The organism is Subsaximicrobium wynnwilliamsii (genome assembly GCF_007997225.1).
Classification (GTDB): Bacteria; Bacteroidota; Bacteroidia; order Flavobacteriales; family Flavobacteriaceae; genus Psychroserpens; species Psychroserpens wynnwilliamsii.
The window spans coordinates 23945-38061 of sequence record NZ_VORM01000012.1; the positions used below are offsets into that span (position 1 = coordinate 23945).

Here is a 14117-nt window from a genome sequence, read left to right on the forward strand (position 1 = left end):
GTAATTTTCAGAAGCAAAAACACACACAGATGATTAGTAAAAAAGTAGCCAATGTTTCCGAAGCTTTAGAAGGCATAAAGGACAATATGACCCTGATGTTGGGCGGTTTTGGGCTTTCTGGTATTCCCGAAAATTCCATCTCCAAATTAGTCGAACTCAATGTAAAGGGTTTGACCTGTATTTCCAACAACGCCGGCGTAGATAATTTTGGGCTGGGCCTTTTGCTCCATAAAAAGCAAATTGATAAAATGGTGTCGTCTTACGTGGGCGAAAACGCAGAGTTTGAGCGCCAAATGCTCTCGGGTGAATTGGAGGTGGAGTTGATACCGCAAGGCACTTTGGCCGAACGTTGCCGGGCAGCACAAGCCGGATTTCCAGCGATTTATACCCCTGCTGGTTTTGGTACTGAAGTTGCTGAAGGCAAGGAAACTCGTGAGTTCGACGGAAAAATGTATGTCTTGGAACATGCTTTTAAAGCCGACTTTGCCTTTGTAAAAGCATGGAAAGGCGACGCAGCAGGGAACCTTATTTTTAAAGGCACCGCTAGAAATTTCAATCCTGTGATGTGCGGCGCGGCAAAGATTACCGTCGCTGAGGTGGAGGAGCTCGTACCGGTTGGCGAACTGGACCCCAACCAAATCCATATTCCTGGTATTTTTGTGCAGCGCATTTTCGAAGGCAAGAACTATGAGAAACGCATCGAGCAACGCACGGTAAGACCGAAGTTATAAATGAGATGGTTCAAACAGACTAGACATCTGTTTTGTTCCTGAAATGACAAGTATTCAATTTGAGATTGTATTTTCAGAGAATGAGCAGATTTGTGTAAACCTGCCTACCGGACAGTCAGTTTCGGGATGTTCGTGGCCAAAAATTTTTACAAGATAAAGCGAGATGACTAAAGCACATCGCGACAGCTCAATTTAAAACCAATCCATTTCAGCTAAAAACCCAAGTATCCTTCAATAAAAATATATATAATCATGTTAGATAAAAACGGAATCGCAAAACGCATCGCCAAAGAGGTCAAAGATGGCTATTACGTCAACCTAGGTATTGGCATCCCAACGCTGGTCGCCAATTACGTGCGCGACGATATAGAAGTAGAGTTTCAAAGTGAAAACGGCGTCTTGGGCATGGGGCCTTTCCCTTTTGAGGGCGAGGAAGATGCTGATATCATCAATGCCGGGAAACAGACCATTACCACTTTGCCTGGTGCCAGTTTCTTTGATTCGGCCTTGAGCTTTGCCATGATCCGTGGTCAGCATGTAGATTTAACCATTCTCGGCGCTATGGAAGTGGCCGAAAATGGAGACATTGCCAATTGGAAGATTCCTGGCAAGATGGTAAAGGGGATGGGAGGCGCCATGGATTTGGTCGCCAGTGCCGAAAATATCGTCGTGGCCATGATGCATACCAATCGCGCAGGAGAATCTAAATTGTTAAAACGATGCTCCCTGCCACTAACAGGAGTGGGTTGTGTCAAAAAAATAGTCACAAATTTGGCAGTCATTGAAGTGACCGAAAATGGCTTTAAACTATTGGAACGCGCTCCAGGCGTATCTGTAGACGAAATTATAGCCGCTACTGAAGGCCATTTGCTTGTGGAAGGCGACATCCCAGAAATGCAGCTGTAAGCATTCCGAAGCTAATATCGAGACTGCGTATTCAAATGCGCTTAGTCAGGTCGTTTTTGGTTGTTCAACAGTGCCTTGCCTTCAGACGATAGCGGGTCTGTAACCATATGAAATAATCTGCCAGCCAGCCTTCGGAAGGGTCAAATGGTTATTGAAACCTTGACTTACCTGAAGGAGCATTCTTATAAATTTTCAGCCCCATTCAAAGGCATGCAAAACATGTCCTTTTCTGCGTCAATCTGCGAAATCTGCGGGATTCATTTCCAGATTTGCTTATGCGCAGATGACTCCGATATCTGCAAATGTTTTCAAGACAACACGCTGCCATTGTTGGTGTTTTTTACCAACAATCCCATGCGAGTGGGTTTTAGATTCAATTCAGGATCCTGTTTTAACCGGTATCCTGAAGACAGTCCTTGAGTCACTTTCCAACCAATTAGAAGATGTTGGTGGAAAACACCAACATCGGCTTTTTTGGTGTTTTTCAGAATGTCACGGATGCAAGACGCGATGTCTTGTATTGAAAATCGTCATCAACCCCCGCGCATCGGGAATACTATTTTCAGCCCCATTCAAAGGCATCGCAAAACATGTCCTTTTCTGCGTTTATCTGCGAAATCTGCGGGATTCATTTTCCAGATTTGCTTATGCACAGATGACGACGATTCCTATAAATGTTTTCAAGACAACACGCTGCCATTGTTGGTGTTTTTTACCAACAATCCCATGCGAGTGGGTTTTAGATTCAATTCAGGATCCTGTTTCAACCGGTGTTTGGGTGGTAGGTCTTGAGTCGCTTGCCAACAAGTTAGAAGATGTTGGTGGAAAACACCAACCTCGGCTTTTTTGCTGTTTTTCAGAATGTCATGGATGCAAGACGCGATGCCTTGTATCCAAAATCGTCATCAACCCCCGCGCATCGGGAATACTATTTTCAGCCCCATTCAAAGGCATCGCAAAACATGTCCTTTTCTGCGTTTATCTGCGAAATCTGCGGGATTCATTTCCAGATTTGCTTATGCGCAGATGACTCCGATATCTGCAAATGTTTTCAAGACAACACGCTGCCATTGTTGGTGTTTTCACCAACAATCCCGTGTGAGCAGGTTTTGGACTCAAATCAAGAACCTGTTTCAACCGATGTTTGGGTGGTAGGTCTTGAGTCACTTTCCAACGTATTAGAAGATGTTGGTGGAAAACACCAACATCGGCTTTTTTGGTGTTTTTCAGAATGTCACGAATACAAGACGCGATGTTTTATATTGAAAATCGTCATTAATCCCCGCGCATCGGGAGTACTATTTTCAGCCCCATTCAAAGGCATCGCAAAACATGTCCTTTTCTGCGTTTATCTGCGAAATCTGCGGGATACATTTCCAGATTTGCTTATGCACAGAGTACTCCGATATCTATAAATGTTTTCAAGACAACACGCTGCCATTGTTGGTGTTTTTTACCAACCAACCCGTGTGAGTGCGTTTTGGATTCAATTCAGCATCCTGTTTTATTGGTATTTGGATGGTAGGTTTTGAGTCACTTTCCAACAAGTTAGAAGATGTTGGTGGAAAACACCAACATCGGCCTTTTTGCTGTTTTTCAGAATGTCACGGATGCAAGACGCGATGTCTTGTATTGAAAATCGTCATCAACCCCCGCGCATCGGGAATACTATTTTCAGCCCCATTCAAAGGCATCGCAAAACATGTTCTTTTCTGCGTCAATCTGCGAAATCTGCGGGATTCATTTCCAGATTTGCTTATGTAAAGATTACTCCGATACCGGCAAAATCAAGATCCTGTTTTAATTGGTGTTTGGAGGGTGGTTCTTAAGTCACTTTCCAACAAATTAGAAGATGTTGGTGGAAAACACCAACATCGGCCTTTTAGTGTTTTTCAGAATGTTATGGATATATGACGCTATGTTTGGTTTTGGATTTCTCACTGCGCTCCAATTTGGTTTCCAACAGTGCAACTTGATTTTGAATGCTCCTGAGCTGCCATTGTTGGTGTTTTCCACCAACAATCCCATCCGAGTGAGTTTTAGATTCAATTCAGGATCCTGTTTTAACCGGTATCCGGAAGGCAGTCCTTAAGTCACTTTCCAACCAATTAGAAGATGTTGGTGGAAAACACCAACATCGGCTTTTTTGCTGTTTTTCAGAATGTCATGGATATAAGACGCGATGTTTGGTTTTGAAAATCGTCATCAATCCCCGTGCATCGGGAGTACTATTTTCAGCCCCGTTCAAAGGCATCGCAAAACATGTCCTTTTCTGCGTCAATCTGCGAAATCTGCGGGATACATTTCCAGATTTGCTTATGCGCAGATGGCTCCGATACCTACAAATGTTTTCAAGACAACACGCTGCCATTGTTGGTGTTTTTTACCAACAATCCCGTTTGAGCAGGTTTTGGACTCAAATCAAGAACCTGTTTCAGTCGGTGTTTGGATGGTAGGTTTTGAGTCACTTTCCAACAAGTTAGAAGATGTTGGTGAAAAACACCAACATCGGTCTTTTTGCTGTTTTTCAGAATGTCACGAATACAAGACGCGATGTTTTATATTGAAAATCGTCATTAATCCCCGCGCATCGGGAGTACTATTTTTTCAGCCCCATTCAAAGGCATCGCAAAACATGTCCTTTTCTGCGTTTATCTGCGAAATCTGCGGGATACATTTCCAGAATTGCTTATGCGCAGAGTACTCCGATATCTGCAAATGTTTTCAAGACAACACGCTGCCATCGTTGGTGTTTTTCACCAACAATCCCGTGTGAGCGGGTTTTAGATTCAATTCAAAAACCTGTTTCAGTCGGTATTTGGATGGTAGGTCTTGAGTCACTTGCCAACCAATTAGAAGATGTTGGTGGAAAACACCAACATCGGTTTTTTGCTGTTTTTCAGAATGTCATGGATATAAGACGCGATGTTTGGTTTTGAAAATCTTCATCAATCCCCGCGCATCGGGAATACTATTTTCAGCCCCATTCAAAGGCATCGCAAAACATGTCCTTTTCTGCGTTTATCTGCGAAATCTGCGGGATTCATTTCCAGATTTGCTTATGCGCAGATGACTCCGATATCTATAAATGTTTTCAAGACAACACGCTGCCATTGTTGGTGTTTTAACCAACAATCCCATGCGAGTGGGTTTTAGATTCAATTCAGGATCCTGTTTTAACCGGTATCCGGAAGGCAGTCCTTGAGTCACTTTCCAACCAATTAGAAGATGTTGGTGGAAAACACCAACATCGGCCTTTTTGGTGTTTTTCAGAATGTCATGGATGCAAGACGCGATGCCTTGTATTGAAAATCGTCATTAACCCCCGCGCATCGGGAGTACTATTTTCAGCCCCATTCAAAGGCATCGCAAAACATGTCCTTTTCTGCGTCAATCTGCGAAATCTGCGGGATTCATTTCCAGATTTGTTTAAGCGCAGATGGCTCCGATACCTACAAATGTTTTCAAGACAACACGCTGCCATTGTTGGTGTTTTTTACCAACAATCCCGTGTGAGCGGGTTTTAGATTCAATTCAGGATCCTTTTTCAACCGGTGTTTGGGTGGTAGGTCTTGAGTCACTTTCCAACGTATTAGAAGATGTTGGTGGAAAACACCAACATCGGCTTTTTTGGTGTTTTTCAGAATGTCATGGATATAAGACGCGATGTTTGGTTTTGAAAATCTTCATCAATACCCGTGCATCGGGAGTACTATTTTTCAGCCCCGTTCAAAGGCATCGCAAAACATGTCCTTTTCTGCGTCAATCTGCGAAATCTGCGGGATTGTTTTCCAGACTTGCTTATGCACAGATTACTCCGATACCGGCAAAATCAAGATCCTGTTTTAATTGGTGTTTGGAGGGTGGTTCTCAAGTCACTTTCCAACAAATTAGAAGATGTTGGTGGAAAACACCAACATCGGCCTTTTAGTTGTTTTTCAGAATGTTATGGATATATGACGCGTTGTTTTGTTTTGGATTTCTCACTGCGCTCCAATTTGATTTCCAACAGCGCAACTTGATTTTGAATGCTCCTGAGCTGCCATTGTTGGTGTTTTTTACCAACAATCCCATGCGAGTGGGTTCTAGATTCAATTCAGGATCCTGTTTTAACCGGTACCCTGAAGACAGTCCTTGAGTCACTTTCCAACCAATTAGAAGATGTTGGTGGAAAACACCAACCTCGGCTTTTTTGCTGTTTTTCAGAATGTCACGGATGCAAGACGCGATGTTTGGTGTTGAAAATCGTCATCAACCCCCGCGCATCGGGAATACTATTTTCAGCCCCGTTCAAAGGCATCGCAAAACATGTCCTTTTCTGCGTCAATCTGCGAAATCTGCGGGACTGTTGTCCAGATTTGCATATGTAGAGATTACTCCGATACCGGCAAAATCAAGATCCTGTTTTAATTGGTGTTTGGATTGTAGGTCTCAAGTCACTTTCCAACAAGCTGGAAGATATTGGTGGAAAATACCAACATCGGCCTTTTAGTGTTTTTCAGAATGTTATGGATATATGACGCTATGTTTGGTTTTGAAAGATTCAACAATTCCAGCATCGTGATTACTGTTTTCAGCCCTATTAAAGGGCATTCTCAAGATGTTCTTTTCTGCGTCAATCTGCGAAATCTGCGGGATACATTTCCAGATTTGCTTATGCAAAAATTACTCCGATATCTGCAGATCTTTTCAGTACAATACGAAAAATGAATATACCAGAAACTGTGATTTGAACACTACGAGCATTCTGAAAAAACCAAAACAGCCTAAGAAATGCTTAACACCACTTTATCACAAGTGGCTTTTTTAAGAATCAAACCAATAACATGTAGGAATATTCTACAAAATATCTGTTAAATGTTAAATAATGATGTCATTCATCGATTTTTAATGTCTTTAAACTGATATATCTAAAAATATGTTTCATATTAGCAGAACCAAATTGAAACACATAGAATGAATGTTTAACCTACTTTATGATTTGCCCCAAATCTATCATAAATTTTAAGCCTATGAACTTTTTTGCCCCAAACCTACCTAGTCCTACTATTGCTGAAAACAAGCTAACCACTGGTTTTCAAAACACTTTAAGATTGCTAAGTGGCATCTTAAAACTAACTAAAAAAATATTCATGCTATAACCCTTTTGGGATAGCATGAATAAGTTTTTTAGTGTATTCTTTTTTCGGCGCTGCATAAATCACATCGGCGTCATCCATTTCTTCGATATGCCCTTGATTCATCACAATGAGCTGATCCGACATATATTTGACCACCGCTAAATCATGTGAGATGAAGATATAGGTAAAGCCGAAATTGGCTTTCAAGTCATTCAGCAAATTCAAAACCTGCGCTTGTACCGAAATATCCAAAGCCGAAACCGACTCATCACAAACAATCAATTCTGGTTCTAAAGCGATGGCTCTAGCAATTCCAATACGTTGGCGTTGCCCTCCGGAAAATTCATGCGGATACCGATTGTAAACTGAAGCTTCTAAACCCACTTTCTCCAGTAAATCCAAGACTTTTTGTTTCCGTTCTTTGTCTGAAGATCCAATATTGTGAACTTGCATGGGTTCTAAAATGGCCTGCCCAACAGATAATCGCGGATTCAAAGACGCATAGGGATCTTGAAAAATGATCTGGATGTCTTTTCTAAGTGCTCTTACTTCCGTATTGGATAGTTTTGTAATGTCAACGCCTTTATAAAGGATCTGTCCTGCGGTGGCTTTATCCAATTGTAGAATGGCGTTGGCGAGTGTCGATTTTCCGCAGCCAGATTCGCCAACCAAACCTAAGGTTTCTCCTTTGTACAATTTAAAGGACACGCCGTCTACCGCCTTAAAATGTTCAGGTTTTGAGAACCATCCGCTTTTGGAGATGTATTCTTTTTCCAGGTTTACGACTTCCAATAAGGGCGATTGTGCGTATAATTTTTGATGCTGAATTTGTCTTTCTTCCGAAGAAATAATCGTTTTGTTGGCGCTATCATTGATAAAATCGGTAATGGTTGGCAATTGCAGCAAACGGGTTTCCATAGAAGGTTTGGAGTTGACAAGTGCTTTGGTGTATAAATGCTGTGGCGATTTAAAAACGGTACGTACATCGCCTTGTTCTACAATCTCGCCTTGGTACATTACCAAAATGCGATCTGCAATTTCTGAAACCAATGATAAATCGTGCGAAATGAAGATAATGCTCATGCCTTCTTCAGCTTGTAATTGCTTTAGCAGAAGAATGATTTCCTTTTGAACGGTCACATCGAGCGCTGTGGTGGGTTCATCGGCAATGAGGATTTTAGGTTTGCAGGCGATCGCCATCGCAATCATGACGCGTTGTTTTTGTCCGCCAGAAATTTCATGGGGATAAGCCTTATACACCCGTTCTGGCATTGGTAATTTCACTTTCTCAAAGAGGGAGAGCACTTCAGTCTTAGCTTCGGTTTTTGATAATTTGGTATGTTGTCTCAAGATTTCCAAAACCTGCTTTCCGCAGGTCATCGATGGGTTTAAGGAACTCATGGGTTCTTGGAAAATCATTGCGATGTCATTGCCACGTATTTTCTGAAAGGCTTTCGTTTCTAGGCGGGTTAGGTCTTTCCCCTCAAATAAAATGCTTCCGTTGGTGATTTTTGAAATCCGCTTCGGAAGCAAACCAAGAATCGCCAAGGACGAAACCGATTTTCCTGAGCCAGATTCACCGACGATGCCTAAGATTTCGTTGGGTTGTAAGTCGAAGGCTATATTGTGGATGATTTCTATCGCTTTGCCTTCCGAATAAAAGGAAATGGATAAGTCTTTAACCGTTAATAATTTTGATTCTGGCATGTGTAAATGTATGGAATTTCATCAAAAGTGCTGTGGTAAAACCGTACTCTAAAAAAAGAGGGTGCATTACAGCTAAAATGTTTTTGTAGCTCGTACATATTAACATTAATTTAATACATTCAACAAATTTACTAACACCAAAACCAAATCTTATCATGAAAAACAAGATTACTTTGACATTATTGCTTTTCGTTGCGCTGTTTTCAGTAAGCGCTCAAGAGCGTGAATGTGCCACTATGGCCAACCTCGAATTGCGGAAACAGTTAGACCCTGGATTAGAGTCCCGAATGCAGCAAATTGAGATTTTTACCCAGAACAAGATTGAGGAGCTGCAAACAAGCAGGATAGATGGGAGCGTTATTACCATTCCTGTTGTAGTGCATGTGCTGTACCGCAACAGTACCGAAAATATTAGTGTGGCACAAATACAGTCTCAATTAGATGTTCTGAACGAAGATTTTAGACGTACAAATACCGATGCCGACAACGTTTGGTCCCAAGCAGCAGACGCTCAAATTGAGTTTTGTTTGGTTAGCGTAGATCCTAACGGAAACGCGACAAATGGGATTACCAGAAAATCTACCAATCGCAGAAATTGGGGGCTTAATGATGAAATGAAAAGTGCTGCCACTGGTGGGGTTGATCCTTGGAATACGAGTGAATATCTCAATATGTGGATCGTGCCTCAAATGTTAAGACCAACTGGCGAAACAATTTTGGGTTATGCGCAATTTCCTGGAGGAGATGCAGCAACCGATGGTTGCGTAATGTCTTATAACTATTTTGGTAACACTGGAGCCGTTTCGGCGCCTTTTGACGGCGGTAGAACAACGACTCATGAAATAGGACACTATTTTAACTTACGTCATATTTGGGGAGATTCAAATTGTGGCAATGACCTTGTGAATGACACACCAACAGCAGCAACAGCAAACTACGGTTGTGCTACGGGGAATTTTTCCTGTGGTTCAACAGATATGGTTCAAAACTATATGGATTATTCTGATGATTCCTGTATGAACTTATTTACATCAGGTCAAAAAAATAGAATGCGCGCGGTTTTGGCTGCTGGAGGTGCGAGACGTAGTTTGGCATTATCAGATAAATGCGGCGCTGTGGCACAACCAACCTGTAATGACGGCATCCAAAATGGAGATGAAACTGGTGTTGACTGTGGCGGTTCTTGTACACCTTGCCAAACCGGTAACCAATATTGCGCGTCACAGGGCAATAGTGTAAACGATGAGTATATTTCTCGAGTTCAGGTTGGCAGTATCAATAAAGCTTCGGGTGCACAATTGTATTCCGATTTTACAAGTACCGCTTCAGATTTGAATAAAGGTGGCAACTATACTTTGACCATTACACCAACTTGGACGGGTTCTACCTATGCTGAAGGCTATGCGGCATGGATTGACTATAATGACGATGGTGATTTTACAGATTCTGGTGAGCAAATTTTCTCTAAGGCAGCTTCAACCGCAACGCCTGCAACAGGAAGCTTTACCGTACCCTCAGGAGCTTCAAGTGGCAATAAGCGTTTGCGTGTTGCAATGAAATACAATGGCATACCAACAGCTTGCGAAACTTTTGGCTATGGTGAAGTTGAAGATTATACGGTAAATATTACAACGGGCAGCAATCCGCCAGCGGGTTGTGCCAATGCGATTGCCGCGTTCCCTTATTCTGAAGGTTTTGAAGCTGGATTTGGAGCTTGGTCTCAAGCTACCGATGATGATTTCAACTGGACCAGACGTTCTGGCGCAACGCCATCTAGTAATACGGGACCTTCAAGTGCAAGTCAAGGCACTCAATATGCGTTTATGGAATCCAGTACGCCTAATAACCCCAACAAGCGTGCTATTTTGGTGTCACCATGCTTCGATTTGACAGGACAAAATCAAGCAAGCTTTAGTTTTGATTACCATTTATATGGTACAAATGCCATGGGTAATTTGAAACTGGCCATTAGTACTAACGATGGTGCGTCTTGGACCACAGTTTGGAGCAAAGCTGGCAACCAAGGCAATGCTTGGAATACCGCAACGGTAGATGTTTCGGCTTATGCAGGAAACACTATCAAACTGAGATTCGACGGAACTACGGGAACCACCTGGCAAGGCGATATGGCGATTGATGCCATAAGCTTGACCAATGGTGCGGCCGATAAATGTGCCGGTGTGTCGCCTTATAATGGAAGTCAGTCCTATGCAGTGGGCGATAAAGTAACCTATCAAGGCAATCTGTTTGAGCGTAGTAATTCTGGTTGGACCAATTTAGGTGCTTGTGGCACTGCAAGAGCGATAGTTGAAGGCTCGGTTGACCATTTGGGACTTGAGATTTCCATTTATCCGAATCCGGTTAAAGGAGAACTGCTTTTTGTGAAATCTTCTGCGGAAAACCTTTCATTCAACATTAAGACTATATTAGGTCAACAGGTATCAAAAGGTGCTTCGACCGAAAATGGTGTAGATGTTAGCAAGCTGAAAGCTGGCATGTACTTTATAAATATTCAGAATGGTGATGAGGTAATTACCAAGAAGTTTATTAAACAATAAACTTTAAATTTTAATTTTGAAAAGGTCCAGACTTCGGTTTGGGCCTTTTTTATTAGCATCAAATAGCGTTAAACTAAGTACTTTAAGACATGTCGCTTTAGCTTCTAAAACAGCCGCTAATTTTCACGAAACCATTCGTTTCCTTGAAACGCACTCAATGCGACACTATTCATATCGCGAATTCAAGAGACTTGCAGTCTGTCTCAAAAAATCAAATGCACTTTTTAGTCCATAGTGGCTTAAACAATGTATGTCAGACTTTCAATTGATAGGGCGATTTAAGTCTTAGGTCCTAAGTCTTGCTGTCTTAGGTCATTCACCAACTACTAAAAAGCACTTCTAAAAATCATACACTCATAATCTCATTGTCATGCAATAAGGTGTCGCCGCGTAATCTCAAGAAGATTTGGGCCACGGCGATGGTGTCTTTTTCGCAATAGGCAATGATGCGATCCAGTTCTTTTTCCTTGTAGTAGACCCGATAGACCTCAGAGCCATCAATATCATCTTTTGGTGAGGGGATGCCCAAAACATTGGTGAGCAATTTTAGAGAGGTGTAGGTTTTGTAATCGCCAAATTTCCAAAGCTCAAGCGTGTCTAGATGCGGGACTTCCCAAGGTTTTTTTCCGAAGAGATTTAATTTATGGGGCAGCTCTATATTGTGAATGATCATACGTCTCGCGATATACGGAAAATCAAATTCCTTCCCATTGTGAGCGCAGAGTAAGTGCTTGGTCTGGCTGAAATGCGTGATGATGAGGTTTTTGAAATCTTTCAGGATTTTGATTTCATTGCCAGAAAAAGAAGAGACTCGAAAGGTTCGTACATCGGCTTCCATTTTCACGTAACCAACGGAGATGCAGATGATCTTACCAAATTCGGCCCAGATGCCGGCACGGTCGTAGAAGGCTTCCGCAGTAAAATCCTCACGCCTTTGGTATTTAGATTTATGCTCCCAAAGCTCTTGTTTGGTGTGGTCCAACTCAGAGAAATATTCCGTCTCTGGAACCGTTTCGATATCTAGGAAGAGGATGTTTTCTAAGTTGAGTTTGCTTATCATATTTTTTTAGCTGTGTTTCTATAAAATTAATCTTTATTATCCCAATTATAAAAAATAATATATTGATTTTCAGGATCAAAGCTTAGTGATTGAGAAAACAACTTTACTAATACGCTTATTTGTTTAATCGGTTTTCTTAGCCTCGAGTAATAAAAAAGAGCATGATAGAAAGGAATTGCAAATGGCTAAAACTTGAGCGATAAAATAAAAAAAATCCAGTTAGTTACAACTGGACTCATTTATAGGCTTAAGTAATTAGAAGGTCGAATTACTCATTCAACATCTCATAAGCCTCTTCAATATACAAACCAATATCAGGTGTAAAGGTTTCTAAGGCATCGCCTGGGCCTTTGGAGTGGCCCAGTCTCACGATCATCACGTTATCTTCTGGCTGCACCATTACGTATTGGCCCAAATGACCACGCATCATGTAAAAATCCTTGCCTAAATGTTTTTTGAGCCACCACCCGTAGCCATATTCTGGACTGGATGGGAAACGTGGTTTTATGGATTTGGCGATGAAGGCGGAATCCAAAACCTGTTTTCCGTTCCATTTGCCATGGTCTTTGTAGAGTTTGCCAAAGCGCGCAAAGTCTTTGGCATTGCTCGCAATGCAGCAATAGGCCTTGACCAAGTCATGCGTTTCACTGTCTACTTGCCAAAGGGTGGCGTTTTCACTGCCTAAGGGTTTCCAAAAACTTTCCTCAAGATAGGTGTAAAGATTCTTACCCGTAGCTTTTTCAATAACCATTGCTAACATTTGAGTGTCGCCACTGGCATATTTGTAGGCGGTACCGGGTTCATTTACAACTTTGAGTCCGTTGATGACTTTCGATAAATCGTCGTCAAAATAAGCACGTGTGGTAATGGATAAGGGCGAATAATAAGCTTCAACCCAATCGGTGCCCGAACTCATGCTCGAAAGGTCACCCACCGTCATCTTTGCAGCTTTGCCTTCACAAAATGCGGGCAGAAAATCGCAAACGGGCTGGTCAAGACTTTTAATGTGACCCTCCATAATTGCTTTGCCTAACATGCCGGAAACATAGCTTTTGGCCATTGAAAAGGAATTGGATTTGGAATCTTCTCCAAAACCATCGTAATACTCCTCAAACCAGATGCTATCGTTTTTGATGATCACATAGGCAATCGTGCCCCAGTCTTTATTTGCTTTTTTGAGACGTTCGGTGGCATTTACACTATTATAATCGATGTGGTTTGGCCAAGGTTGAGGGCTGCCATTGGCAATAGCTTGATTGTCAAATTCCTTATAATCCTCTAAATAGGCGGTGCTGTGCCCTTTGAGATAAATGGTGCGCACTGCTTTAATAAGATAATCGGTATCGGTAATGTATAGGATTGCAATGATCAAGGCAATAAGAACGACCAGGAATTTGAGTAGGTTTTTTAGGAATTTCATTTATTGGATTGGTTTTTAATAGTGAAATAGAAATCATTAAATATAATCAAAAATTGAAAAGAGCTTGTTTTCACTTCGGACTACTACTGAAGAATGTATATTCAGGTTAGGTTTTAAAAAGTGTAGGACATCAGGATTTCAAAACAGGCTCTGCTGCTTATACGGATCCTCGTGCTCCAACAACCACTTTTTGCGATGTAAACCGCCGGCGTAACCGGTTAGGCTTCCGTCGCTGCCAATCACGCGATGGCAGGGCACAACTATCCACAGTGGATTTTTCCCGTTGGCATTCGCCACAGCTCTTATGGCCTTGATGTCGCCCAATTGTTTGGAAAGTTCTAGGTAAGAAATTGTTTTTCCGAAGGGAATCGCTTCTAAAAGTTGCCAAACCGATTTTTGAAAATCAGTGCCTTGCGGATTTAATTTTAGGTCAAAGTTTTGCCGAACACCCTCAAAATATTCGCGAAGTTGAATCACAGCATCCTCCAATTCATCAGGAATAACGTCGGTTTCTTTTTCTACGGAATTGAGTACGGTCACTTCAGAAATACCTTCCGTGTCGCCTAAGATCTTGGTAAAACCCAAGGGGGTGTTGATGATGCAGGACTCCATGCG

The 14117-nt window shown here is 41.9% G+C and carries 9 protein-coding genes; 4 read left to right on the forward strand and 5 right to left on the reverse strand.

Translation table 11 applies throughout. The features are described 5' to 3' along the window. Positions 1–29: 29 nt before the first annotated feature. The 3 genes from ESY88_RS11275 (at position 30) to ESY88_RS21035 (ending at position 3052) form a co-directional block, all read left to right on the forward strand. Positions 30–731, forward strand: a complete 702-nt coding sequence (locus tag ESY88_RS11275; RefSeq protein ID WP_147085993.1) for a CoA transferase subunit A — start codon at positions 30–32, stop codon at positions 729–731. Positions 732–983: 252 nt separating this feature from the next. Continuing rightward, positions 984–1637: a 3-oxoacid CoA-transferase subunit B gene (locus ESY88_RS11280; RefSeq protein WP_147085992.1), complete on the forward strand. Its 654-nt coding sequence runs from the start codon at positions 984–986 to the stop codon at positions 1635–1637. Between the two features lie 815 nt (positions 1638–2452). Then, positions 2453–3052, forward strand: coding sequence for a hypothetical protein (locus ESY88_RS21035; protein ID WP_189702588.1), 600 nt, complete (start codon positions 2453–2455; stop codon positions 3050–3052). 2512 nt (positions 3053–5564) lie between these two features. On the opposite strand, the gene ESY88_RS21040 is transcribed toward ESY88_RS21035, so the two are convergent. Continuing rightward, complete coding sequence (locus ESY88_RS21040) at positions 5565–5732, reverse strand: hypothetical protein (protein ID WP_189702589.1); 168 nt, start codon at positions 5730–5732, stop codon at positions 5565–5567. A 1040-nt stretch (positions 5733–6772) separates the two neighbouring features. Continuing rightward, positions 6773–8464 carry an ABC transporter ATP-binding protein gene (locus ESY88_RS11285; protein ID WP_147085991.1) on the reverse strand — a complete coding sequence of 564 codons (1692 nt, stop codon included), beginning with the start codon at positions 8462–8464 and terminating at the stop codon, positions 6773–6775. Between the two features lie 155 nt (positions 8465–8619). On the opposite strand from ESY88_RS11285, the gene ESY88_RS11290 reads away from it, so the two are divergent. Next, positions 8620–11022, forward strand: coding sequence for a GEVED domain-containing protein (locus ESY88_RS11290; protein ID WP_147085990.1), 2403 nt, complete (start codon positions 8620–8622; stop codon positions 11020–11022). Between the two features lie 346 nt (positions 11023–11368). Here ESY88_RS11290 and ESY88_RS11295 read toward each other — a convergent pair whose 3' ends face one another. The 3 genes from ESY88_RS11295 to ESY88_RS11305 form a co-directional block, all read right to left on the reverse strand. Next, a complete protein-coding gene (locus ESY88_RS11295; RefSeq protein WP_147085989.1) occupies positions 11369–12082 on the reverse strand; it encodes a 3'-5' exonuclease in 714 nt (237 codons plus the stop codon). A gap of 268 nt (positions 12083–12350) precedes the next feature. Continuing rightward, a complete protein-coding gene (locus ESY88_RS11300) occupies positions 12351–13502 on the reverse strand; it encodes a serine hydrolase domain-containing protein (RefSeq protein WP_147085988.1) in 1152 nt (383 codons plus the stop codon). Between the two features lie 138 nt (positions 13503–13640). Beyond that, on the reverse strand, positions 13641–14114 hold the full coding sequence (locus ESY88_RS11305; RefSeq protein WP_147085987.1) for a methylated-DNA--[protein]-cysteine S-methyltransferase: 474 nt from the start codon (positions 14112–14114) through the stop codon (positions 13641–13643). Between the last annotated feature and the right edge of the window lie 3 nt (positions 14115–14117).